Origin of the sequence: Streptomyces drozdowiczii, from assembly GCF_026167665.1 — a bacterium.
In the GTDB taxonomy this organism is placed as follows: Bacteria; Actinomycetota; Actinomycetes; order Streptomycetales; family Streptomycetaceae; genus Streptomyces; species Streptomyces drozdowiczii_A.
In genome coordinates this window covers 1,512,575-1,537,782 of sequence record NZ_CP098740.1, presented here as the reverse complement: position 1 = coordinate 1,537,782, position 25,208 = coordinate 1,512,575, and the positions used below count along the sequence as shown (strand labels likewise).

Sequence of the window (25,208 nt, the reverse complement as noted above, 5' to 3'; positions counted from 1 at the left end):
GGCGGTCATCGGCGCGAAGCCCACCCTGATCGTGCTGGACGGCGCCGACGACGTGGTGCCCCTGGCATCGGTGCTGGGCCTGCTCAGCGCCTGCGAACAGCTCAGAATCGTCGTCACCGCCCGGCGCGCGAGCCGCCCCCGGCCGGGCGGCTGCTCCCGCTGGCCCCGCTGCCGGCGCCCGCCCGGGCCCGGCCGGACCCGCGCAGCCGGGCGACTCCCTCACCGCGGGGCGGCCCGGGGTCGAGCTGATGCTGTCGTACGTCAGCCACATGCGGCCCGACCTGCTGCTCACCGACGCGGTCGTCGCCTCCGTCGCCGGCATCTGCCACCACATGGACGGCATTCCGCAGGCGTTGGAGGCCGCTGCCTCCTGGCTGCTGCTGTACTCGCCCGACCAGCTCCTGGGAACGGCGCGCACGGCACCGCTGACGCTGGTCGACGGTGTGGTGCCGGCGTCGGAGCGTCCGGAGGGCGGACTCGGCGCGACGCTGGGCGCCGCGCTGGACGAACTGGAGCCCGAGGCGGCCGAGCTGCTGACCGTCCTGGCCGGGCTGCCCGAGCCGTGGACGGTGGACGCGGCGGCGCGCGCGGCCGGCAGACCGCTCGCCGACACCGCGCGCGACGTGCACGGCCTCCTGCTGCGCGGGCTCATCCGGCAGCACACCCCGGAGCCGGACGGCCCCGTCGGCTTCACCGTCCTGAACCTGATCCGCGCGCTGGCGGCGTCCCGTCGGCCCTCCCCGGCACTGACCGCCGCCGCGAGCTGAAACCCCTTCCACCACCCCGTCGAAAGGCACCCCCATGCGCAACCTCATCTCCCTCGCCGACCTCACCCCGGCCGAACTGCACCGGATCGTGCGGCGCGCCGCGTTCTTCGGGCAGGAGGGCGTCGACCGGCGCTCGCTCGCCGGGAAGCAGGTCGGCGTCTTCTTCCGCAAGTCCTCCACCCGCACCCGCACCTCCTTCTGGAGCGGGGCCACCCGGCTCGGCGCCGACGTCGTCACCTTCGGCCCCGACGAGCTCCAGCTCTCCACCGGCGAGACCGTCGAGGACACCGCACGGGTGCTCGGCCAGTACCTGGACGCCCTGGTCGTGCGCACCAACGGGGACGTCGAGGAGATCCGCCGCCTCGGCAGCAGCCCGGACCTCGCGGTCGTCAACGCGCTGAGCCTGGACGAGCACCCCACCCAGGCCGTCGCCGACCTCGCGACGCTCACCGAGCGGTTCGGCTCGCTGGACGGGCTGCACCTGCTCGCCGTCGGCGAGGGCAACAGCTCGGGCGCCGCCCTGGCCCTCGCCACCGCCCTCACGCCCGGCCTGCGGCTGACGCTGCTGTGCCCGAGCGGTTACGAGGTCCCCAAGGACAAGCTGGACCTGGCCGACGAACTGGCGGGCGGACGCGCCTCGGTCACCCAGGTGACCAGCCTGGACGAGGTCGAGGGACCGGCCGACGCGATCTACACCAGCCGCTGGCAGACCATGGGCGTGCCGAAGGCCGACCCGGACTGGCTGACCGCGTTCGAGGGCTTCCGCATCGACGACGCCTTCCTCGACCGGTTCGGCGGACCGGACACGGTGTTCCTGCACGACCTGCCCGCGGTGCGCGGCCAGGAGGTCACCGACGAGGTGCTGGACGGCCCGCGCAGTGTGGCCTGGCGGCAGGCACACCACAAGATGACGGCGGCGATGTCGGTCCTGGAGTGGTGCGTGACCGGCTGAGCGCGCGAAAAGGGGCCGGCCGGACTGGATTCCTCCAGTCCGGCCGGCCCCTTTTTCCCGGACTCAGCCCGTCAGCGCGGCGACGACCGAACGCGGCCGCATATCCGTCCAGTTGGCCTCGATGAAGTCCATGCATTCCTGCTTTCCGCTTTCTTCCTTCACCGTGTTCCAGCCGGCCGGCCGCTCGATACGCGCGGGCCAGAGGGAGTGCTGTCCCTCGTCGTTGACCAGCACGACATAACGGCCCTCGGAGTCCTCGAACGGATTCGTCGTCATGATGACCACCTCTGCGAAGTCGGTTAGTGGAAAAGACGTTAGATCCCGGCGGGCACGGACGCGGGCAGCCCGCCGGGCAGTTGGGCGGCACCCGGACGGTGTGCGACGACCGCGATGCCGGTCGCGACGGTGGCCGCCCGCACGGAAGCCAGCGCCTCGCGCAGCAGCTCCGCCCGCTCGGCGGCACTCCCGGCAGGACCCGGCCGGCCCGCCCGTACGAGAATCGACGCGGCCTCCAGCACCGCCACCTGTGCCTCGCCCAGCGCCTCGCTGCGGTCGATGCCGACCCGGGCGCGGTCCAGTACGTCCTCCAGCGTCTCGGTCATGTCCTCGCTCCTCACTCGGATGTCGTGCCGTCAGTATCGGGAGTCGGCGAGCCCCCGGCGGCCTCCGCGCCCCAACTGCTGCCGTGCTGCCCGCTGGTTGCCGCCGGGGGCGCCGGAACCGCGGCCGGACCGAATCTACGGTGATGTCCGAAGGGAATCCCCGGGACCCATCCGGTGCCGGCGGAACTCCTTTCTTCCCTGTCATCCCATGATGTGGACGAAACGAACATGAAGCCTGTGGAATGGGCGGATCGCCCCCGATCCGGGCCGCTGGACGTCGTCGTTACCGGGCTGCCGTCCGACGCGCACACCTGGAATCTCGTATTCATCCAGTTGCTGCTCGAAGACCTCGGGCACAAGGTCGTCAATCTGGGTCCGTGTGTTCCCCAGGACGAAATAGTGGAATCCTGCTGCAAGTTCGAACCCGACCTGCTGGTCGTCAGCAGCGTCAACGGACACGGCCACCACGACGCCGGGCCGCTGATCGAGGCGATCAGGTCGCGTTGGGAACTGGCGGGGATGCGGGCCGTCATCGGCGGCAAGCTCGGCGTCGGCGGCCCGGACCGGCAGCGGTCCGGCGAACTCGTACGGGCCGGCTACGACGCGGTCTTCGAGGACGGCGGCGACCTGGAGGCATTCTCCTCCTACGTCGGCTCGATGGCGGTGACGCCGTGAACTCCGGGGCGCCCGCGCCGTCCTTCGGGCGTTTCGTCGCCGCCGCCCAGGCCCGCGGCACGCTGGTGGTGCAGCCGCGGATGGGGTTCTCGGACCCCGTCCGGATGCGCGCGGGACTGCGGGCCACCCGGGCCGCCGCCGACGCGGTCGTCGGCACCCTCACCATCGACAGCTACACCCGCGTCGGCGACGAGCCGTCCGCCGTACGGGCCCTGCGCGACGGGGTGCCGCTCAACGGATTCCCGATCAGCTCCTACAGCCCGCACACCGCGGCGTGGGTGCTGGACGGCGGACCGAGCGCCGGCTTCCCCGTGCAGGTCAGGCACGGCTCGGCGCGCCCCCGGCGGATCGTCGCCGCGCTGACCCGGCTCGGCCTGGACGCCACCGAGGGCGGCCCGGTGTCGTACTGCCTGCCCTACGGCCGGGTCCCGCTGCTGGACTCGGTACGCAACTGGCGCGAGAGCTGCGAGGCGCTGGCCGGGCTGCGGGCATCCGGCGCGGAACCGCACCTGGAGACGTTCGGCGGCTGCATGCTCGGCCAGCTCTGCCCCCCGGGGCTGCTCGTGGCGATCTCCGCACTGGAGGCGCTGTTCTTCCACGCCGCCGGCCTGCGCAGCATCTCCCTCAGCTACGCCCAGCAGACCAGCCCCGCACAGGACCGGGACGCGGTGCGCGCGCTGCGCCGGCTGGCCGGCGAACTCCTGCCCGACACCGACTGGCACGTCGTCCTCTACACCTACATGGGCCTGTTCCCCAGCACCCGGCGCGGTGCCCTGGACCTCCTGGAGCGCTCGGCCGAACTGGCCGTCGAGACCGGCGCCGCCCGGCTCATCGTGAAGACGACGGCGGAGTCGCACCGCATCCCGACCGTCGCCGAGAACGTCGAGGCCCTGCGGACCGCCTCCCTCGCGGCGGCCCGCCACCGCGCCCGGCCCGGCGGCACCGCACGGCCCGCCGAGGACACCGGCAACCCCGTGTACACGGAGGCCCGCGCCCTGGTGGACGCGGTGCTCGAACTCGACCGGGACCCCGGCCGGGCCCTGCTGAAGGCGTTCGCGCGCGGTGTGCTCGACGTCCCGTACTGCCTGCACCCCGACAACGCCGGCCGGAGCAGGAGCGCCATCGACCGCGAGGGCCGCCTGGTGTGGTCGGAGATCGGCGCGATGCCCATCGGCGGCGTCTCCCGGCGCGGACGACGCCTGACGGCGGCGGGCCTGTACGACGCGCTCTCGTTCGTACAGCGCCGCCACGACACCCCACACACCCAGGAGGCAGCAGCATGACCAGCACCAGTACCCCCGCGTTCCCGACCTCGCCCGACCAGCACCTGACGCGGGAGGCCACCCGGGCCACCCTGCGGGTCCAGTCCCGCATGCTGGCCGCGACCCGCGCCTTCCTGACCGCACGCGGCTTCCAGGAGCTGCTGCCGCCGGTGGTCGGCCCGGTCACCGACCCCGGCATCCGCGGTTCCAAGCAGGTCGACGTCGACTTCTACGGCCACAAGTACAAGCTGATGACCAGCGCGATCCTCTACAAGCAGGCGTCGCTGCTGGCCTTCGACAAGATCTTCTACATCGCGCCGAACGTCCGCCTCGAACCTCTGGAGACGGCCGTCACCCACCGCCACCTCGCCGAGTTCCACCAGATCGACGTGGAGATACGTGACGCCCGCCGCGAGGACGCGATGGAGACCGCCGAGGAACTGGTGGCACACGTCGTGGCCGAGGTGGTCCGGGAGCAGCCGGGCGACCTGGAGCTGCTGGGCCGGGACGCCGACGCCTTCCGCGAGGTCGTCCGGGGGCCTTCGCCCGGACCACGCACCGCGAGGCGACCGCCGACCTGCAGGCCCTCGGCCACCCGCAGGACCCCGGCGCGGAGATCGACTGGCAGGGCGAGGAGATCATCTCCGCGAAGAGCAGCAGGCCGTTCTTCGTCGTCGACTATCCCAAGGGCTCACGCGGCTTCTACGACCGCGAGGACCCCGCCGACCCCGGCGTGCTGCGCAACTTCGACCTGATCGCGCCCGAGGGCTACGGCGAGCTGGCCAGCGGCAGCGAGCGCGAGCACGACTACGCGGCCCTGGTCACCCGGATGCGGGAGACCGGCGAGAACCCCGCGAAGTACGGCTGGTACCTGGACCTGGCCCGGCGCGGCATCCCCGCCAGCTCCGGCTTCGGCATCGGTCTCGAGCGCTTCACCCGCTACGTCACCGGACGCACTGCGGTCTGGGAGGCCAGCGCCTACCCGAAGGTCCCGGGAGTGGTGTCGGCATGAGCGCGCACCTGAGCGCCGCCGGCTTCCCCGAGGAGCAGGTACGGCACCGGGCCAGGACCGGCGCCGCCGCCGCGTTCCCCGCCCTGGAGGGCTACGGCAGCGGTCTCCTCGGCTCCGTCCCGGCCGGGCAGGACCCCGAGGACCTGCTGGAGCGGGCCCGGATCGTGCCGCCGGTCTTCATGCCGGAGCGGCTGAAGAAGCTCATCGAGCTGGCCCGCGAACCGCTCTACACGGACGTCGAACTCGACGCCGCGATCGGCGGGTTCGCCGCGCCGCTGCCGCTGTACGTGTCGGCGTTCGGCTCCACCCAGGTCGCCAGCCGCGACCTCGGCGAGGCCGCGGGCCGGCAGGCCGGACGGCTCGGCATCCCGATGGTCGTCGGCGAGAACGTCGTCCCCGTCAACGGCTACCGCGCCGCCGCCGAGGACGCGGTCTCGCCGCTGCTCGGCCGCATCGCCGCCTACGCCGAAGCCGCCGCGCACGGCAACGACGCGCTCGGCGGGGTCGTCGTACAGCAGTCCACCGAGGACGCCGACGCCGAGGTGTGGAACCAGGTCTACAGCGACCCGGTGACCGAGCCCCTGCTGTCCTCCGGCCGGCTCGCCTTCGAGCTGAAGGTGGGCCAGGGCGCGAAGCCCGGCCTCGGCGGCCTGACCGTCCTGGGGCGCGAGGCCGCCGGGCGGGTGGCCGGGCAGTACGCCACCGACGAGGTGTTCGGCACCGGGGACCGGGTGCTGAGGATCAGCAGCCCCGGCACGTTCACCGAGGAGATCCTGCGCCAGCAGATCCGGCTGATGCGCAACAACTTCCCCCGGGCCCGGGTGTGGGTGAAGCTCCACCCCGGCCGTGACGTGGCGCACGCCGCGGCCACCGCGTGGGCGGCGGGGGCGGACTCCGTCACCGTCGACGGCGCGGAGGGCGGCACGGCCTGGGCCCCCAGCGGCTTCCTCGCCCGGGTCGGGCTCCCGCTCGGCGAGTGCCTGGCCCGGATCGGCCGCACCGGCAACTGCCTGCTGGCCAGCGGGCGCATGTGGGAGGGCACCCGGGCCGTGAAGGCCCTCGCGCTCGGCGCCCATGCGGTGGGCCTCGGCCGGGCCGCGCTCCTCGCGGTCGACGAGGACCCGGACGACGGGCTCGTCCGGCTCGTGGAGAGCATCGCCCTGGAGATGCGGCTGCTGATCAGCGCCGTCGGCAAATACCGGGTGGACGCGCTGGACGCCGAGGACGTCCTGCTGCCGGCCCCCTGACCCGCGAGGCACGCCCCGCAGTACGCCCGGACGCGTCCGGGCCCACCAGCACCCCCGTTCCGCCCGTCCCGTGGCTCCCGCCGGTCTCCCGGTCGCCGCGAGCCGGCCCACCGAGCTTCCGGCCAACCGAGCCTCCCGAGAAGGTGTGTCGAGATGTCCCCTCAGCAAGCCGAACCGCTTATCCCCCAGGGCGCCGACAGCACGGCCGCCCGCGTCAGCGCGTACAACGACACCGCGGTCGACCTCCCCGTCGGAACCCTGCACGGGATGTTCGGCGCGCAGGCGGCCCGCACCCCGGACGCGGTCGCCCTGGTGGCCGGGGGCCGCGAGATCACCTACCGGGAGCTGGACGCCGCCTCCGACGCACTGGCGCACCGCCTGGCCGCCGCCGGTGTGCGCCCGGCCGACGCGGTCGGCCTGCTCTTCGACCGCTCCGCGGCGTACGTGGTGACCGTGCTGGCCGTGCTCAAGGCCGGCGGCGTGTACGTGCCGCTGGACCCGCGCCAGCGGGCCGAGCGGCAGAGCTGGATCCTGGACAACACCTCCGCCGTGCTGCTGGTGACGGACCGGCAGGAGGCCACCGCGACCGCCTTCGCGGGCGAGCTGCCGGTCGTGCGGGTGGACGACGCCGGCGTGCTGGCGCACCGGGCGCTGCCCGCGCCGGACGTCGAGGTCCACCCCGACCAGCCGCTGTACGTCATGTTCACCTCCGGGTCCACGGGCACCCCCAAGGGAGTCGTCAACACCCACCGCAACGTGGTGGAGCTGGCCCTCGATCCCGGCTTCGGCACCGCCGCCCACGAGCGGGTCCTCGCCTACTCGCCGCTGGCCTTCGACTCCTCGACGTACGAGCTGTGGGTGCCGCTGCTGCGCGGCGGTCTGGCCGTGGTCCTGTCCGCCCCCAAGATCGACCTCGGGGAGCTGGCCGACGCCGTGGTCCGCCACGGTGTCACCGCCGCCTACTTCACCACCGCCCTGTTCGACGCGATGGCCGGCGAGGCCGTCGGGGCGCTGGGCCGGCTCCGCGAGATCTGGACCGGCGGCGACGTGCTGTCGGAGACCGCGCTGCGCCGCGTCCTCGACACCTGCCCGGACACCCGGGTCGTGCATGTGTACGGCCCCACCGAGGCGACCGTCTTCTGCAGCTACCAGGCGTTCGGGCCCGACACGCGCACCCTGGAGCGGCTGCACCTCGGCGTGCCGATGGCGAACACCGCGATGTACGTGCTCGACGCCGGACTGCGGCACACCGCACCCGGCGAGACCGGTGAGCTGTACGTCGCCGGGCCGCACCTCGCGCAGGGCTACAGCCGCCGCCCCGGCACCACCGCCGAACGCTTCACCGCCGACCCGTTCGGCCCGGCCGGCAGCCGCATGTACCGCACCGGCGACCTCGCCGCCTGGAACGAGCACGGCGAGATCGTCTTCCAGGGCCGCGCCGACCAGCAGATCAAGCTGCGCGGCAACCGCATCGAGCCCGGCGAGATCGAGACGGTCCTCACGCACCACCCCTCCGTGGTCCAGGCCGCCGTGATCGTCCGCGAGGACCGCCCCGGCGACAAGCGCCTGGTCGCGTACGTCGTCCCGGCCGCCGGGCAGGGCGTCGACCCCGCCGCGCTGATCCGGTACGCCGCCGGTGAACTCGTCGAGTACATGGTCCCGTCGGCGGTCGTGCCGCTCGACGCGCTGCCGCTGACCGCCAACGGCAAGCTGGACCGGCGGGCCCTGCCGGCGCCCGCCGCCGCCACCAGGGCCGACGGCCGCACCGCCCGCAACGGTGTCGAGGAGGTACTCGGCGGCCTGTTCGCCCACGTCCTGGGAGTGCCCTCGGTCGGCATCGACGACGACTTCTTCAACGTCGGCGGCCACTCGCTCCTCGCCACCCGCCTGGTCAGCCGGGTGCGGACATCCCTCGGCGTCCAGCTCTCCCTGAGGGAGTTCTTCGAGTACCCGACGGTCGCCCGGCTCGCCGAGCACATCGCCTCCGCGGCCGGCGGGTCCGGCCGCCCCGAACTGACGGCGGCCGAGCAGCGGCCCGATCTCCTCCCGCTGTCGGCGGCCCAGCAGCGGCTGTGGTTCCTCGACCAACTGGAGGGCCCCTCGGCCACCTACAACATCCCGCTGACCGTGCGCGTACGCGGCGAACTCGACGTGCGCGCACTGGAGTCGGCCTTCACCGACGTGGTCGCCCGGCACGAGAGCCTGCGCACCGTCCTCGTCGCCGACGGCGCCGGCGCCCGGCAGCGCGTGCTGCCCGCGGACGCGGCCCGCGTCGACCTCCCGGTCACCGCAACGGACGCGACGGCGGCGCCGGGCCTGCTGGCAGCCGAGGCCGCCCGGCCCTTCGACCTGGCCGGTGAACTCCCGCTGAGGGCGCACCTGTTCAGCCTCGGTAAAACCGAACACCTGCTGCTGGTGGTGATGCACCACATCGTGTCCGACGGCTGGTCCTACCAGCCGCTGATGCGGGACCTCTCCACCGCCTACACGACCCGGGCACGCGGCCAGCGGCCCGCCTGGGAGCCCCTGCCGGTGCAGTACGCCGACTACACCCTCTGGCAGGAGAAGCTGCTGCGGGGCTGCGAGGGGGAGCAGCTCGACTACTGGCGGACCGCCTTGGCGGACCTGCCGGAAGAGGCGACGCTGCCGGCCGCCCGTCCGCGCCCCGCCGTCGCCTCCTACCGCGGTGCCACCCACACCGTGCACTGCCCGCCCGGGGTGCATGCGGCGCTCGCCGCGCTGGCCCGCGAGTCCGGGGCCTCGGTGTTCATGGTGGCGCAGGCGGCGGTGTCGACGCTGCTGTCGCGGTCCGGCGCCGGTACGGACATCCCCGTGGGCTCCCCGATCGCCGGCCGCACCGACCAGCAGCTCGACGATCTGGTCGGGTTCTTCGTCAACACCCTCGTGCTGCGGACGGACTTGAGCGGTGACCCGACCTTCCGTGAGCTGCTGCACCGGGTGCGGGAGACCGACCTCGCGGCCTGGGCCCATCAGGACCTGCCGTTCGACCGGCTGGTGGAGGTCATCAACCCGGAGCGGTCCGCGTCCCGGCACCCCCTGTTCCAGGTGATGCTGACCCTGACGGACGCGGCGACCCCGACCCTGACCGCCGACGGACTCGACACCGAAGCCGAGTTCACCTGGCTGCGGGCCGCCAAGTTCGACCTGACCTTCTCCTTCGCCGAGCACCGCGGCCCGGACGGCACCCCCGGCGGCCTGGACATCACCGTCGAGTACGCCACCGACCTCTACGACGCCGACGCCGTCGAGGCGAGCGCCGACCGCCTCCTGCGGCTGCTGCACGCGGCGGCCGGCACGCCGGACGTTCCGGTCGGTGAACTGGATCTGCTCTCGTCCGACGAGCGGGAGCTGCTGCTCGCGGGGCGGGCCGGTGCGGTCACGGAGGACGCGGGTGCGGGTCTGGGGGAGTTGTTCGCGGCGCAGGTGGCCCGGACTCCGGACGCGGTGGCGCTCGTGGAGGGCGCGCGGGAGCTGACGTACCGCGAGCTGGACGCACGAGCGAATGCGTTCGCGCGTCGGCTGATCGCCGAGGGTGTGGTGCCGGGTAGCCGGGTCGCGTTGTTCCAGGAGCGTTCGGTGGACGCGGTGGTGGCGACGCTCGGTGTGGTGAAGGCGGGTGCGGTCTACGTGCCGCTGGACACCCGCTACCCGATGGAGCGCGTGGAGCTCATCGTCGGCCAGTCGGACGTCGGGTTCTTCGTCACGGGGAGCGATGCCGAGGCGTTGCGGCTCCCGGCGGGCGTCAAGGTGCTGACCGGTGGGGTGCCGTCCGAGGACGGTACGGATCCGGGGGTGCGGGTGCATCCGGACCAGGTCGTGTACGCGATGTTCACGTCGGGTTCGACGGGTGTGCCGAAGGGTGTTGCGGTGACGCACCGTAATGTGGCGGATCTGGCGCGGCAGGGGATGTACGCGAATGGCGCGCATCGTCGGGTGTTGTTGCACTCGCCGTTGGCGTTCGACGCCTCCACGTACGAGATGTGGGTGCCGTTGCTGTCGGGCGGCACGCTGGTCGTGGCCCCGGCGGGGCACCTGGATCCGGTCGCGTACGGCAGGCTGATCGCGGAGCACGGTGTTACGGCGTTGTGGCTGACGACGGGGTTGTTCCGGCTGGTGGCCGAGGAGGCTCCGGAGACGTTTGCCGGGGTGTCGGAGGTGTGGGCCGGGGGTGATGTGGTGCCGCCGGAGGCGGTGCGGCGGGTCCTGGACCGTAACCCGGGTATCGCGGTGGTCAACGGCTACGGCCCGACGGAGACCACGACGTTCGCGGCGACACACCGGGTGGCGGGCGCCTTCGCGGGTTCGGGTGCGGTGCCGATCGGGCGGGCGCTGGACAATCACCGCCTGTACGTACTGGATTCGGGGCTGCGGTTGGTGCCGCCGGGTACGCCGGGGGAGTTGTACATCGCGGGTGCGGGGTTGGCGCAAGGCTATCTGGACCGGCCGTCGCTGACTGCGGACCGTTTCGTCGCCGACCCGTACGGTCCGGCCGGCGGGCGGATGTATCGCACCGGTGACCTGGTGCGCTGGAACGGCGAGGGCGCGCTCGAATACCTGGGCCGCGCCGACCAGCAGGTCAAGCTCCGTGGTTTCCGTATCGAGTTGGGCGAGATCGAGTCGGTGCTCGCGGGTCACCCGGCCGTGGGCCAGGCGGTGGTCTCCGTCCGCGAGGACCGCCCCGGCGACAAGCGCCTCGTCGCCCACGTCGTCGGCGACGGCCTCGACCTCGACGAGCTGCGCCGGCACGCCGCCGCGCTGCTGCCCGACTACATGGTCCCCTCCGCCATCGTGCCGATGGACGCGATCCCGCTCACCGCCAATGGCAAGGTCGACCGCAAAGCCCTGCCCGCGCCGGTGGCCGGTCAGGACACCGCCGAGGGACGCGCCCCGCGCACTCCGGCCGAGGAGCTGCTGTGCGGGCTGTTCGCCGAGATCCTGGGCGCCTCCGTCGTCACCGTCGACGACCACTTCTTCCACCTCGGCGGGCACTCGCTGCTCGCCACCCGGCTCATCAGCCGCGTCCGGCAGGCGTTCGGCGTGGGCATCACCGTCAAGGACCTCTTCCAGGGGCCCACCCCGGCGGCGCTCGCCGAGCTGGTCGAGGCGCGGGTGGGCGAGGACGTACAACGCCCGGCGCTGCGGCCGGCCGCCCGGCCCGAGCGGGTGCCGCTGTCGTTCGGGCAGCGCCGGCTCTGGTTCCTGGACCAGCTGGAAGGGCCCTCGGCCACGTACAACATCCCGCTCGCGATGCGGCTCACCGGGGCCGTGGACACCGAGGCGCTGCGGCTCGCGCTGACCGACACGGTCGTGCGCCACGAGAGCCTGCGCACGCTGTTCTCGGCGACGGACGGCGAGGCCGGGCAGGTCGTACTGCCGGCCGGTGAGATCCGCCTCGACCTGCCGGTCGTGCCCGCCGAGGAGCACACCCTGGACGGCCTGCTCGGCGCGGAGGCCGCCCGCACCTTCGACCTGGCGGCCGAACTCCCGCTGCGCGCCGCGCTCTTCCGTACCGGGCCACGGGACCATGTGCTGCTCGTCGTGATGCACCACATCGTCTCCGACGGCTGGTCCACGGCGCCCCTCCTGCGCGACCTGGGCACGGCCTACGCGGCCCGGGCCGAGGGCCGGGCCCCCGCGTGGGAGCCGCTGCCGGTGCAGTACGCCGACTACACCCTCTGGCAGGAGGAGCTGCTGGCCGCGGACGGTGAGCGGCAGGCCGAGTTCTGGCGGCGGACACTGGGCGAGCTGCCGGAGGAGGCCACCCTGCCCGCCGACCGTCCGCGCCCGGCGACCGCGACCTTCCGCGGTGCCACGCACGCCGTCCGGTGCCCGGGAGAGCTGCACGAGGGGCTGACCCGGCTGGCCCAGGAGACCGGCACGACGCTCTTCATGGTGGTCCAGGCCGCGGTGGCGACCGCGCTGGCCCGCTCCGGCGCCGGCACGGACCTCCCGATCGGGGCGCCGATCGCCGGCCGTACCGACCAGCGCCTGGACGATCTCGTCGGCTTCTTCGTCAACAGCCTGGTACTGCGCACCGACGTCGAAGGGGACCCGTCCTTCCGCGAACTGCTCGACCGGGTCCGGGAGACGGACCTCGCCGCGTGGGCCCACCAGGAACTGCCGTTCGACCGGCTCGTGGAGATCCTCAACCCCGAGCGCAGCACTGCCCGGCACCCGCTGTTCCAGGTCGCGCTCACCCTCCAGGACGCCGCGAAGCCGGCGCTCGAACTCCCCGGCGTGCACACCGAGTCGGGCTTCACACCGCTGGAGATCGCCAAGTTCGACCTGACCTTCTCCTTCCACGAGCACCGCACGCCCGACGGCCGGCCCGACGGCCTGGAGGTGGCCGTCGAATACGCGACGGACCTCTACGACGCGCGGACCGTCGAAGGACTCACCGACCGCCTGGTGCGGCTCCTCGGGTCCGCCGTCGCCACCCCGGAACTGCCGGTCTCGCAGCTGGAGTTCACCGGTGCCGAGGAGCGGGGGCGGTTGCTGGAGCTGGGCGCGGGCCCGGTGACCGACGGCGCCCTGCCCGAGGCCGGCCTCGCGGAGCTGTTCGCCGCGCAGGTGGCCCGCACCCCGGACGCGGTCGCGGTGGCATCCGACGAGCGCTCCTTCACGTACGCCGAACTCCACGCCGAGAGCGACCGGTTCGCCACCCGTCTTACCGGCCTCGGGGTCGGTCCGGAGTCCGTCGTCGCCGTGATGATGGAACGCTCCGCCGACCTCCTCGTCGCCATGCTCGCGATCGTCAAGGCGGGCGGCGCCTACGCGCCCCTCAACCCCGCCGACCCGGACACCCGGCACGCCCAGATCCTCGGGGAACTGGACGCGCCGGTCCTCATCACCGACCGGGCGCTGGCCGACCACACCCTCGTCACCACCGCCAGGACACGGGGCCTCGTGGTGGACGCCAAGGACCTCTCCGGCCGCCCCGTGCGCCGGCCCGGCGTGGCCACCCACCCCGACCAGTGGCTGTACGTCATGTTCACCTCGGGCTCGACCGGTGTCCCGAAGGGCGTCGCGGTGACCCACCGCAACGTCGCGGACCTGGCCCGGCAGCGGATGTACGCGGGCGACGCCCACCGCAGGATCCTCTTCCACTCCCCGCACACCTTCGACGCCTCCACCTACGAGATCTGGATTCCGTGGCTGACCGGCGGCACGGTGGTCGTCGCACCCCGCGGGCACCTGGAGGCCGACACGCTGGGCGGTCTGCTCGCCCGCAACGAGATCACCAGCCTGTGGCTGACGGCGGGCCTGTTCCGGGTGCTCGCAGAGGAGGTGCCGCAGGCGTTCGCGACCGTCCGGGAGGTGTGGGCGGGCGGCGACGTGGTGCCGCCCGAGGCGGTGCACCGCATCCAGGAGCACTGCCCGGACACCACCGTCGTCAACGGCTACGGGCCCACCGAGACCACGACCTTCGCCGCTTCCCACCGGGTGCGCCGCCCCTGCGACTACCCCGGCTCCGTGCCGATCGGCGAACCCCTCGACAACCACCGGCTCTACGTCCTCGACCCGGCGCTCCAGCCCGTGCCGGCGGGCGCGCCCGGCGAGCTGTACATCGCCGGTGCCGGACTGGCGCGCGGTTACGTGGGCCGCCCGGCGCTGACCGCCGAGCGCTTCGTGGGCGACCCGTTCGGGGCCCCGGGCACCCGCATGTACCGCACGGGCGACCTGGTCCGGTGGGACCGGAACGGCTCCCTGGAGTACCTGGGCCGCGTCGACCAGCAGGTCAAGCTGCGCGGCTTCCGCATCGAGCTGGGCGAGATCGAGACCGCGCTCACGGCGCACCCGGCCGTCGTGCGGGCCACCGTGATCGTCCGCGAGGACCGCCCCGGGGACAAGCGGCTCGTCGCCTACCTGGTGACCGCCGAGGGCGGCGTCGACCTGGGCGACCTGCGCCGGCACACCGCGGAGGCGTTGCCCGAGTACATGGTCCCCGCCGCCTTCGTACTGCTCGACGCGATCCCGCTCACCGCCAACGGCAAGATCGACCGGCGCGCGCTGCCCGCGCCGCAGGTCGTCGACGACGTCGTCGGACGCGCCCCGCGCAACCCGCGGGAGGAGATCCTGTGCGGGCTGTTCGCGGCGGTCCTCGGACTGCCGTCGGCCACCATCGACGACCACTTCTTCCACCGCGGCGGTCACTCGCTGCTCGGTACCCGCCTCATCAGCCGTATCCGGCAGGCATTCGGTGTGCAGCTCGGCGTGAAGGACCTCTTCCGGTACCCGACCGTGGTCGCCCTCTGCGAGCGGGTCACCGAGCGCATCGCCGAGAGCAGCGGCGAGGCGCCCCGTGCCGCGCTGACCCGGGCCGCCGAGCGTCCGGAGCGCGTCCCGCTCTCCTCCGCGCAGCAGCGGCTGTGGTTCCTGGACCAGATGGAGGGCCCCTCGGCCACCTACAACATCCCGATGGCGCTGCGGCTGACCGGGGCGCCGGACGTCGGCGCGCTGCGGCAGGCGCTTACCGACCTGGTGACCCGGCACGAGAGCCTGCGCACCGTCTTCCCCGTCCACGACGGCAAGGCGTACCAGGAGGTGCGCGCGCCGCAGCCCGTGGAGCTGCCGGTGCTGCCGGTCACCCCGGACACCCTCGCGGCCGGGCTGGCGGAACTCTCCGCCACGGCCTTCGACCTCGCGGCGGGCTTCCCGCTGCGGGCGGGCCTCTTCCGGCTCGGCGAGGAGGACCACGTCCTGCTGCTGGTGCTGCACCACATCGCCTCCGACGGCTGGTCCAACGCACCGCTGTTCCGCGACCTGTCCGCCGCCTACGCGGCACGGACCGAGGGCCGCGAGCCGAACTGGGAGCCGCTGCCGGTGCAGTACGCCGACTACGCGCTCTGGCAGCAGCAGCTCATGGCGGACGACGAGGAGCGCCAGCGCGACTTCTGGCGCCGCACCCTGGCCGACCTGCCCGAGCAGGCCACCCTGCCCGCCGACCGTCCGCGGCCGGCCACCGCGTCCAACCGCGGCAGCACCCGCACCGTGCGCACCGGAGCGGCGCTGCACCGGGCACTCACCGCGCTGGCCCTGGACTCCGGCACGAGCCTGTTCATGGTGGCCCAGGCAGCCGTCTCCGCCCTGCTGGCCCGCTCCGGCGCCGGGTACGACGTGCCGCTGGGCTCCCCGGTCGCCGGCCGCACCGACCAGCAACTCGACGACCTGGTCGGGTTCTTCGTCAACACCCTGGTACTGCGGACGGACTTGAGCGGTGACCCGACCTTCCGTGAGCTGCTGCACCGGGTGCGGGAGACCGACCTCGCGGCCTGGTCCCACCAGGACCTGCCGTTCGACCGCCTGGTGGAGATCCTGAACCCGGAGCGCACCCCCGCCCGGCACCCGCTCTTCCAGGTCATGCTGACCCTCGGTGACACGAGCGCCGAACCGCCCGAACTCCCGGGCCTGGAAACGGCGTACGAGTTCTCCAAGGTGGAGATCGCCAAGTTCGACCTCACCTTCGGCTTCGCCGAGAACCGGGGCCCCGACGGCGAACCGGACGGCCTGGACATCACCGTCGAGTACGCCACCGACCTGTACGACGCGAGCACCGTGGAGGCGAGCGCGAACCGGCTCGTCCGGCTCCTCGAAGCGGTGGCGGACGACCCCGAAGTCCTGCTCAACGAGATCGAGCTGCTGTCCCCCGATGAGCGGGAGCTGCTGCTCGCGGGGCGGGCCGGTGCGGAGACGGAGGACGCGGGTGCGGGTCTGGGGGAGCTGTTCGCGGCGCAGGTGGCCCGGACTCCGGACGCGGTGGCGCTCGTGGAAGGCGCGCGGGAGCTGACGTACCGCGAGCTGGACGGGCGGGTGAACGCGTTCGCGCGTCGCCTGATCGCCGAGGGCGTGACCCCGGGCAGCCGGGTCGCGTTGTTCCAGGAGCGTTCGGTGGACGCGGTGGTGGCGACCCTCGGCGTGGTGAAGGCGGGCGCGGTCTACGTACCGCTGGACACCCGCTACCCGATGGACCGCGTCCAGCTCATCGTCGGCCAGTCGGACGTCGGCTTCTTCGTCACGGACCGCGAACGCGGAGCGGTGCCGCTGCCGGAAGGCACCAAGGTGCTGACCGGCGGGGCGACCGCGGAGGACCGCACCGACCCGGGCGTGCGGGTGCATCCGGATCAGGCGGTGTACGCGATGTTCACCTCGGGTTCGACGGGTGTGCCGAAGGGTGTTGCGGTGACGCACCGTAATGTGGCGGACCTGGCGCGGCAGGGGATGTATGCGAATGGTGCGCACCGTCGGGTGTTGCTGCACTCGCCGTTGGCGTTCGACGCCTCCACGTACGAGATGTGGGTGCCGTTGCTGTCGGGCGGCACGCTGGTCGTGGCCCCGGCGGGGCACCTGGACCCGGTCGCGTACGGCAGGCTGATCGCGGAGCACGGTGTCACGGCGTTGTGGCTGACGGCGGGCTTGTTCCGGCTGGTGGCCGAGGAGGCTCCGGAGACGTTTGCCGGGGTGTCGGAGGTGTGGGCCGGGGGTGATGTGGTGCCGCCGGAGGCGGTGCGGCGGGTCCTGGACCGCAACCCGGGCATCGCGGTGGTCAACGGCTACGGCCCGACGGAGACCACGACGTTCGCGGCGACACACCGGGTAGCGGGCGCCTTCGCGGGATCGGGCGCGGTGCCGATCGGGCAGGCGCTGGACAATCACCGCCTGTACGTACTCGATTCGGGGCTGCGGTTGGTGCCGCCGGGTACGCCGGGGGAGTTGTACATCGCTGGTGCGGGGTTGGCGCAGGGGTACCTGGACCGGCCGTCGCTGACTGCCGACCGTTTTGTCGCCGACCCGTACGGGCCGGCCGGCGGGCGGATGTATCGCACCGGTGACCTGGTGCGCTGGAACGGCGAGGGCTCGCTCGAATACCTGGGCCGGGCCGACCAGCAGGTCAAGCTCCGTGGTTTTCGTATCGAGTTGGGCGAGATCGAGTCGGTGCTCGCCGGTCACCCGGCCGTGGGCCAGGCGGTGGTCTCCGTACGCGAGGACCGCCCCGGCGACAAGCGCCTCGTCGCCCACCTCACCGCCCAGGACGGCGCGCCGGTCGACCTCGCGGACGTCCGGCGGCACACCGCGGCGCAACTGCCCGAGTACATGGTGCCGGCCGCTCTGATGGTGCTCGACGCGATCCCGCTCACCGCCAACGGCAAGGTCGACCGCAAGGCGCTGCCGGCGCCGGAGGCACCCGAGGAGGCCCCGGCCGGACGCGCGCCGCGCACCCCGAAGGAAGAGGTGCTCTGCGGGCTCTTCGCCGAGATCCTGGGCCTCCCCGTCGTCACCGTCGACGACCACTTCTTCCACCTCGGCGGGCACTCGCTGCTCGCCACCCGGCTCGTCGGCCGGATCCGCACCGCGCTGGGGGTCGAGATCTCCGTGGCGACCCTCTTCGAGAACCCGATCGTGGCAACGCTTGTCGAGAAGCTCGACGGCGCCGAGGCCGCAAGGCCGAAACTGCGGCCGATGCGCCGGATGGGAGCGACCAAGTGATCCCCTTGTCCTTCGCCCAGCAGCGTCTGTGGTTCCTCGCGCAGATGGAGGGGCCCTCGACCACCTACAACATTCCGCTCGCCGTCCGGCTCACCGGAGCGCTCGACCAGGACGCGCTGCGGGCCGCCCTGACCGATGTCGTCGTCCGGCACGAGAGCCTGCGCACCCTTTTCCCGGACGACAACGGAACCCCCTACCAGCACATTCTCGACGAGAACGAGGTGGACTTCCCGCTCCCCGTGGTGCCCGCCGCCGCGGACTCCCTGGCGGCCGTCCTCGCCGACGAGTCGGCCCAGGTCTTCCACCTCGCCGAGGACCTGCCGATCCGGGCCCGGCTGATCGCGCTCGCCGAGCGGGAGCACGTCCTGCTGGTCGTCATGCACCACATCGTCACCGACGGCGGCTCCACCGGACCGCTGCTGGCGGACCTCGCCGCTGCCTACGGGGCGCGTGCCCGGGGCGCGGCCCCCGACTGGGAACCGCTGCCGGTGCAGTACGCCGACTACACGCTCTGGCAGCAGGAACTGCTCGGTGACGCCGACAAGCCGGAGTCCACCGCCTCCCGCCAACTGGCCTTCTGGAAGGAAGCGTTGGAAGGGCTGCCGGAGGAGACCACCCTGCCCGCCGACCGGCCCCGGCCGGCCTCCGCGTCCTATCGGGGCGCGCTGTGCACCTACCACCTCCCGGCCGACCAGCACACCGGACTCACCGCGCTGGCCCGGGAGTCGGGGGCCACCCTCTTCATGGCGGTGCAGGCCGCGGTCGCCACGGTGCTGTCCCGCACCGGAGCCGGCTCCGACATCGCCCTCGGCTCCCCGGTCTCCGGGCGCATCGACGAGGCCCTGGACGGTCTGGTCGGCTTCTTCGTCAACACCCTGGTGCTGCGCACCGATCTGTCCGGCGATCCGAGCTTCCGGGAGCTGCTGGGCCGGGTACGCGCCACCGACCTGGCGGCCTGGAACAACCAGGACCTGCCCTTCGACCGGCTGGTGGAGGTCCTCAACCCGGAGCGTTCGGCGTCCCGGCACCCGCTGTTCCAGGTCATGCTCACCCTGGGCGAGGCCGGCTCGAACGCGGTCGGCTTCCCCGGCCTGGACGCCCGGACCGAGTACAACGAACTCCAGATCGCCAAGTTCGACCTGACCTTCGGCTTCGCCGAGCACCGCACCGGCGACGGGCGGCCGGGCGGCCTGGACATCACCATCGAGTACGCCACCGACCTGTACGAGGCCCGTACCGTCGAGGCCCTGATGGCCCGGCTGCGGCGGCTGCTGGAAGCGGTGCTGACCTCCCCGGACACCCCGCTCTCCGTGCTGGACCTGCTCGGCGAGCACGAACGCCGGCTGCTCCTGGAGGAGTGGGCCGGCCGGGTCACCGAAGCGCCGGACGCGGGCCTGGCCGAGCTGTTCTCCGCACAGGCCGCCCGCACCCCGGACGCCGTCGCCATGGTCGACGAGTACGAGGACCACAGCTACCGCGAACTGGACGAGCTGACCAACCGGCTGGCGCACCACCTGATCGCCCTCGGCATCGGCCGCGGCGACGTGGTCGGCGTCCTCATGGAACGCTCCGCCGGGCTGCTCACCGCGCTGCTCGCGATCGTCAAGGCGGGCGCGGTGTACGCGCCGCTGAACACCACCGACCCCGACACCCGCCTGAGCCAGATCCTCACCGACACGGGCGCCCCCGTGCTGCTCACGGACCGGGCGCTCGCCGACCACCCGGTCGCCGCCTCGACCGCGGCCCGCGTCGTCGTCCTGGACGGCACCGCGCTCCCGGCGGACCTGCCGGTCACCGCGCCGGTCACCGGCGCCCACCCCGACGAGCCGGTGTACGCCATGTTCACCTCGGGCTCGACCGGTGTCCCGAAGGGCGTCGCGGTGACCCACCGCAACGTCGCGGACCTGGCCCGGCAGCGGATGTACGCGGGCGGCGCCCACCGCAGGGTGCTGTTCCACTCGCCGGCCGCCTTCGACGCCTCGACGTACGAGATATGGGTGCCGTGGCTCAACGGCGGCACCCTCGTCGTCGCCCCGCCCGGCCACCTCGATCCCCTGGCCTACAAGGAGCTGGCCGACACCTACGGCATCACCGGCATGTGGCTGACGGCCGGCCTGTTCCGGGTGCTGGCCGAGGAGGCCCCGGAGACCTTCGCCGGGATCCGGGAGGTGTGGGCGGGCGGCGACGTGGTGCCGCCCGAGGCGGTGCGCCGTATCCAGGAGCACTGCCCGGACACCACCGTCGTCAACGGCTACGGACCCACCGAGACCACGACCTTCGCCGCCACCCACCGGGTGCGCCGCCCCTGCGACTACCCGGGCACGGTGCCGATCGGTGAACCCCTCGACAACCACCGGCTCTACGTCCTCGACCCGGCGCTGCGGCTGGTGCCGCCCGGGACACCGGGCGAGCTGTACGTGGCGGGCGCGGGACTCGCCCAGGGCTACCTGAACCGGCCCGGCCTCACCGCGGAACGCTTCGTGGCCGACCCGTTCGGCGCCGCCGGCACCCGGATGTACCGCACCGGCGACCTGGTCCGCTGGAACCACGAGGGCTCCCTGGAGTACCTGGGCCGGGCCGACCAGCAGGTCAAGCTCCGCGGCTTCCGCATCGAGCCCGGCGAGATCGAGACCGCGCTCACCGCGCACCCGGCCGTCGCCCAGGCCACCGTGATCGTCCGCGAGGACCGCCCCGGGGACAAGCGGCTCGTCGCCTACCTGGTCGGCGCCCAGGACACCCGGCCCGACCCGGAGGAGGTGCAGCGGGAGGTCTCCGCCGCACTGCCCGACTACATGGTCCCGTCCGCCTTCGTGGTCCTCGACGCGCTGCCGCTGACCACCAACGGCAAGGTGGACCGGCGGTCGCTGCCCGCGCCCGCGCAGAGCACGGACGGCGGCGGGCGCGCCCCGCGCAACCCGGCCGAGGAGGTGCTGTGCGGGTTGTTCGCGGCGGTCCTCGGACTGCCGTCGGCCACCATCGACGACCACTTCTTCCACTGCGGCGGCCACTCGCTGCTCGGCACCCGCCTCATCAGCCGCATCCGCGCGGTGTGGGACGCCGACATCACCATCCGCGACCTGTTCCGCTGCCCGACCGTCGCGCTGCTCGCCGAACGGCTCGCCGAGGCCGACGGCGGTGTACGCCGCCCCGCCCTCGCGCCCCAGGAACGGCCCGAGCGCGTCCCGCTCTCCTCCGCGCAGCAGCGGCTGTGGTTCCTGGACCAGATGGAGGGGCCCTCGGCCACCTACAACATCCCGATGGCGCTGCGGCTGACCGGCACCCTCGACACGGAAGCCCTGCGGCAGGCCCTCACCGACCTGGTTGCCCGGCACGAGACGCTGCGCACCGTCTACCCGGTGCACGACAACACCCCCTGGCAGCGGGTCCTGCCCAGCGTTCCCGTCTCCCTGCCGCTCACCGACACGTCCGAGGCGGACCTGCCGGCGCTGCTCGGCGCCGAGGCCGCGCACACCTTCGACCTCAAGAGCGAACCGCCCTTCCGGGTGCGGCTGTTCCGGCTCGGTGCGCAGGCGCACGCGCTGTCCCTGGTGATCCACCACATCGCCACCGACGGCTGGTCCAACGCCCCGCTGTTCCGCGACCTCTCCGCCGCCTACACGGCCCGGACCGAAGGCGCCGCACCCGAGTGGGAGCCGCTGCCCGTCCAGTACGCCGACTACGCGCTCTGGCAGCAGAGGCTGGCCGGTGACGAGGAGGAGCGGCAGCTCGCCCACTGGAAGGAGGCCCTCGCCGGACTTCCCGAGGAGGCGACCCTGCCGACGGACCACCCCCGCCCGGCCACCGCCTCCAACCGGGGCCGCACCCACACCGTCCACGCCGACGCGGCCCTGCACCGGGCGCTGACCGCGCTGGCCCAGGAGACCGGCTCGACCCTCTTCATGGTCGTCCAGGCCGCTGTCTCCACCCTGTTGTCCCGCTCCGGGGCCGGACCGGACGTGCCCCTGGGCTCACCGGTCGCGGGCCGCACCGACCAGCAACTCGACGACGTCGTCGGGTTCTTCGTCAACACCCTGGTGCTCCGCGCCGACCTGGGCGGCGACCCGAGCTTCCGCGAACTGCTGAGCCGGATCCGGGAGACCGACCTCGCGGCCTGGGCCCACCAGGACCTGCCGTTCGACCGGCTCGTGGAGGCGCTGAACCCCGAGCGCACCGCCGCCCGGCACGCCCTCTTCCAGGTCATGCTCACCCTCGGCGAGGCGTCCGCGGCGGCGCCCCGGATCGGCGGCCTCGACGGCGAGTTCCTCTTCCCGTCCGCCTCGGTGTCGAAGTTCGACCTGACCTTCGCCTTCGCCGAGCGGCGCGGCCCGGACGGCATGCCGGACGGCCTCGACGTCACCATCGAGTACGCCACCGACCTCTACGAGGCGAGCACCGTCGAGGCGACCGCCGACCGGCTGCTGCGGCTGCTCGCCGCCGCCGTCGCCGACCCCGGACTCCCCGTCACCGAGCTGGAGTTCCTCTCCGGCGGGGAGCGGGCCCGGGTGCGTGAGTGGAGCGGCGCACAGCTGCCGGCCCCCGCCCTCGGACTGGACGGCCTCTTCGCCGCCCAGGCCGCCCGGACCCCCAACGCCCTCGCCCTGGTCCACGAGGAACAGCGGCTGACATACGCCGAACTCGACATCTGGTCCAACCGGCTGGCCCGGCACCTGACCGCGCGCGGCGTCGCCCCCGGCACTCTCGTCGCCCTGCACCTGGAACGCTCACCGCACCTGATCGCCGCGATCCTCGCGGTGCTGAAGGCGGGCGCCGGCTACACCGTCCTCGACCCGCAGTTCCCGGCCGCCCGGCTGACCACCGTGCTCGACCAGACCCGGCCGTCCGCCCTGGTCACCCAGAGCCACCTGACCGAACTGCCCACCGAGACCGCCCGCATCGACCTGACCGAGGACTCCCCGGCGGTCAGTACGCTGCCCGGCACGGCCGTGGCGACGGGCGGACACCCGGAGGCCACCGCCTGCGTCATGTTCACCTCGGGCTCCACCGGCGTGCCCAAGGGCGTCGCCGCCTCGCACCGGGCGCTCGCCGCCACCTTCATCGGGCCGGACTACCTCGACTTCGGCCCCGGCCAGACGTACTTGCAGAGTTCCCCGGTGTCCTGGGACGCCTTCGCGCTGGAGGTGTTCGGGCCGCTGCTGCACGGCGGGGTGTGCGTACTCCAGCCCGGGCAGCACACCGACCCGCACCGGATAGCGGAGCTGGTGGAGCAGCACGGGATCACCACCCTGCAGATGTCGGCGAGCCTGTTCAACCACATGCTGGACGAGCACCCGGCCGTCTTCGCCCGGGTGCGGGAGGCCATGACGGCGGGCGAGGCCGCCTCACCCGCCCACACCGCACGGGCCCTGGCCGACCATCCCCACCTGAACCTGGTCAACGGCTACGGCCCCGCCGAGAGCATGGGCTTCACCACCGCCCACCGCATCACCGGCCCGGCGCCCGCCATCCCCATCGGCCGGCCGATCGCCGGCAAGCACGCCTACGTCCTCGACGGGAACCTGCGGTTCCTGCCGCCCGGCGTCCCCGGCGAGCTGTACGTCGCAGGACACGGCCTCGCCCACGGCTACGTCGGACGGCCCGCGCTCAGCGCCGAGCGGTTCGTCGCCGACCCGCACGGGCTGCCCGGCAGCCGCATGTACCGCACCGGGGACCTGGCGCGCTGGAGCAGGGAGGGCGCGCTGGAGTACCTGGGGCGTGCCGACCAGCAGATCAAACTGCGCGGGTTTCGCATAGAACCGGGCGAGATCGAGTCCGTGCTGCTGCGGCACCCCGGGGTGGCCCAGGCCGCCGTGCTGATCCGCGAGGACCGGCCCGGCGACAAGCGGCTCGTGGCCTACGTGGTCGCCGCCGACGCGGCGAACCGGCCCATCGACGTACCGGAGCTGCGCCGGCACGCGGCGGCGGCCCTGCCCGAGTACATGGTGCCCGCCGCCGTCGTCCCGCTGGAGGCGCTGCCGCTGACCGTCAACGGCAAGCTGGACCGCCGCGCGCTGCCCGAGCCCCCGCTCACCGAGGCCGTCGCGGGGCGGGCGCCGCGCACCCCGGCCGAGGAGATTCTCTGCGGTCTGTACGCGGCGGTCCTCGGGGTGCCGTCGGTCTCCGTGGACGACCACTTCTTCCACCTCGGCGGCCACTCGATGCTCGCCACCCGGCTCATCGGCCGCATCCGCGCGGTCTGGGGGACCCCGGTCACCATCCGGGACCTGTTCCAGCACCCCACCCCGGCCCAGCTCGCGGAGCACATCGACCGCGACAACGGCGGGGACCCGCTGGAGACGATGCTGCCCATCCGCGCCCTCCCCGCCTCCGGCGCCGCGGGCGCCGGGCAGGCCCCGCTGTTCTGCGTGCACCCGATCTCCGGGATGAGCTGGTGCTACGCCGGACTGCTGCGGCACCTCGGCGACCGGCCGCTGTACGGGCTCCAGGCAAGGGAGTTGACCGATCCGGCCGGCCGCCCGGCGAGCGTGCCGGACATGGCGGACGACTACCTCGCCGAGATCCGCTCCGTCCAGCCGCACGGCCCCTACCACCTGCTGGGCTGGTCCTTCGGCGGCCTGGTCGCGCACGCCGTGGCGGCCCGGCTGGAGGAGGCCGGGGAGGAGGTCGCGCTGCTCGCGCTGCTGGACGCCCACCCGCTGCCCGACGGGTTCACCGCCCCGGCGGTCGACGGACACGAGGTGCTCACCGCGTTCCTGGGCGCCCGGGGTGCCGAACTCGACGTGCGGTGCGCCCGCTCGGCGCCCGACCCGGCCGAACTCGCCGAGGTGCTGCGGCGGGAGGACCCGATCCTCGGCGCCCTGGAGCCGGTGCAGGCGGCGGCGGTCGTCGAGGCCACCGCGGCGCACCTGCGCATGCGCTACCGGTACGTGCCGGAACGCCGGTTCAGCGGCCCGGCGGTCTTCTTCGGCGCGGCCCGCACGCCGGCCGCGGCCACCGGCGCCGACGCCTGGGCGCCGTACGTGCTCGGCCGGGTCGAGGAGCACGAGATCGACTGCGAGCACTGGGCGATGACGGGCACCGAACCGCTGCGCGAGATCGGCAAGATCCTTGCCGAACAGCTCAAGGGGGTGCCCCGCTAGGACCCGTCCGACCAGGTGCCCGGATCCGCCGTGAGGCGGGTCCGGGCACCTTCGCGTGTCCGGACACCGGCCCGCCGCCAACCTGCCGC

The 25,208-nt window shown here is 73.4% G+C and carries 10 protein-coding genes and 1 pseudogene; 9 read left to right on the top strand and 2 right to left on the bottom strand.

All coding sequences use genetic code 11. From position 1 onward, the window contains the following. Positions 1–248 precede the first annotated feature (248 nt). The gene (locus tag NEH16_RS06780) at positions 249–767 is read left to right on the top strand and encodes a hypothetical protein (RefSeq protein WP_265540098.1); all 519 of its coding nucleotides are present in this window, start codon (positions 249–251) and stop codon (positions 765–767) included. Between the two features lie 34 nt (positions 768–801). Beyond that, complete coding sequence (locus tag NEH16_RS06775; protein ID WP_073967620.1) at positions 802–1,719, top strand: ornithine carbamoyltransferase; 918 nt, start codon at positions 802–804, stop codon at positions 1,717–1,719. A gap of 63 nt (positions 1,720–1,782) precedes the next feature. Here NEH16_RS06775 and NEH16_RS06770 read toward each other — a convergent pair whose 3' ends face one another. Continuing rightward, positions 1,783–1,995: an MbtH family protein gene (locus NEH16_RS06770; RefSeq protein ID WP_073967621.1), complete on the bottom strand. Its 213-nt coding sequence runs from the start codon at positions 1,993–1,995 to the stop codon at positions 1,783–1,785. Positions 1,996–2,033: 38 nt separating this feature from the next. Then, a complete protein-coding gene (locus tag NEH16_RS06765) occupies positions 2,034–2,321 on the bottom strand; it encodes a hypothetical protein (RefSeq protein ID WP_073967622.1) in 288 nt (95 codons plus the stop codon). Positions 2,322–2,549: 228 nt separating this feature from the next. On the opposite strand from NEH16_RS06765, the gene NEH16_RS06760 reads away from it, so the two are divergent. From NEH16_RS06760 to NEH16_RS06735, 7 genes and pseudogenes are all read left to right on the top strand, one after another. Continuing rightward, positions 2,550–2,996 carry a cobalamin B12-binding domain-containing protein gene (locus NEH16_RS06760; protein ID WP_073967703.1) on the top strand — a complete coding sequence of 149 codons (447 nt, stop codon included), beginning with the start codon at positions 2,550–2,552 and terminating at the stop codon, positions 2,994–2,996. Continuing rightward, entirely contained in the window at positions 2,993–4,279 is a 1,287-nt protein-coding gene (locus NEH16_RS06755; protein WP_265540095.1) for a methylaspartate mutase, read from the top strand. The genes NEH16_RS06760 and NEH16_RS06755 overlap by 4 nt, the downstream gene beginning before the upstream one ends. Further along, positions 4,276–4,677, top strand: a pseudogene (locus NEH16_RS33635) (amino acid--tRNA ligase-related protein); the annotation flags it as partial. The gene NEH16_RS06755 and the pseudogene NEH16_RS33635, both read left to right, overlap by 4 nt. 158 nt (positions 4,678–4,835) lie before the next feature. Next, positions 4,836–5,270, top strand: coding sequence for an amino acid--tRNA ligase-related protein (locus NEH16_RS33630; RefSeq protein ID WP_343299530.1), 435 nt, complete (start codon positions 4,836–4,838; stop codon positions 5,268–5,270). After that, entirely contained in the window at positions 5,267–6,517 is a 1,251-nt protein-coding gene (locus tag NEH16_RS06745; RefSeq protein WP_265540093.1) for a glutamate synthase-related protein, read from the top strand. Before NEH16_RS33630 ends, NEH16_RS06745 begins: the two co-directional genes overlap by 4 nt. 153 nt (positions 6,518–6,670) lie before the next feature. Continuing rightward, on the top strand, positions 6,671–18,022 hold the full coding sequence (locus NEH16_RS06740) for a non-ribosomal peptide synthetase (protein ID WP_265540091.1): 11,352 nt from the start codon (positions 6,671–6,673) through the stop codon (positions 18,020–18,022). Further along, positions 18,019–25,119, top strand: a complete 7,101-nt coding sequence (locus tag NEH16_RS06735; protein ID WP_265540090.1) for an amino acid adenylation domain-containing protein — start codon at positions 18,019–18,021, stop codon at positions 25,117–25,119. The genes NEH16_RS06740 and NEH16_RS06735 overlap by 4 nt, the downstream gene beginning before the upstream one ends. Positions 25,120–25,208: the final 89 nt, after the last annotated feature.